This window comes from Alloscardovia theropitheci, from assembly GCF_004332295.1.
Lineage (GTDB): Bacteria > Actinomycetota > Actinomycetes > Actinomycetales > Bifidobacteriaceae > Alloscardovia > Alloscardovia theropitheci.
Genome location: NZ_RXLP01000026.1, coordinates 242697 through 243240, shown reverse-complemented (window position 1 = coordinate 243240; position 544 = coordinate 242697). Strand labels below are relative to the sequence as shown.

Genomic DNA, 544 nt, shown 5'->3' with positions numbered 1-544 from the left:
GGGGATAACAGGCTGATCATTCCCAAGAGTCCATATCGACGGGATGGTTTGGCACCTCGATGTCGGCTCGTCGCATCCTGGGGCTGGAGCAGGTCCCAAGGGTTCGGCTGTTCGCCGATTAAAGCGGCACGCGAGCTGGGTTCAGAACGTCGTGAGACAGTTTGGTCTCTATCCTCTGCGCTCGTTGGAATTTTGAGGAGTCCTGCCCATAGTACGAGAGGACCTGGGTGGACGAACCTCTGGTATGCCAGTTGTCACGCCAGTGGCATGGCTGGTTAGCTACGTTCGGAAGGGATAACCGCTGAAAGCATCTAAGCGGGAAGCCCTCTCCAAGATGAGAATTCCTGACACTCCTTGTGAGTGTGTGAGACTCCTTATAGATGATGAGGTTGATAGGCCAGGTGTGGAAGCATGGTAACGTGTGGAGCTGACTGGTACTAAGAGTCGAAGGCAATTAACACTCCACACACTAGTGTGTGTGGGCTGATACTCTTCCTAAGGTAACATTGAACACTAAGTGTCCTTAACGATTTTTTCGCGTCTA

1 rRNA gene is annotated in these 544 nt (G+C 52.2%); it reads left to right on the top strand.

The window, feature by feature from the left end:
• Positions 1 to 461, top strand: a 23S ribosomal RNA gene (locus EJ419_RS07665); the annotation flags it as partial.
• Positions 462 to 544: the final 83 nt, after the last annotated feature.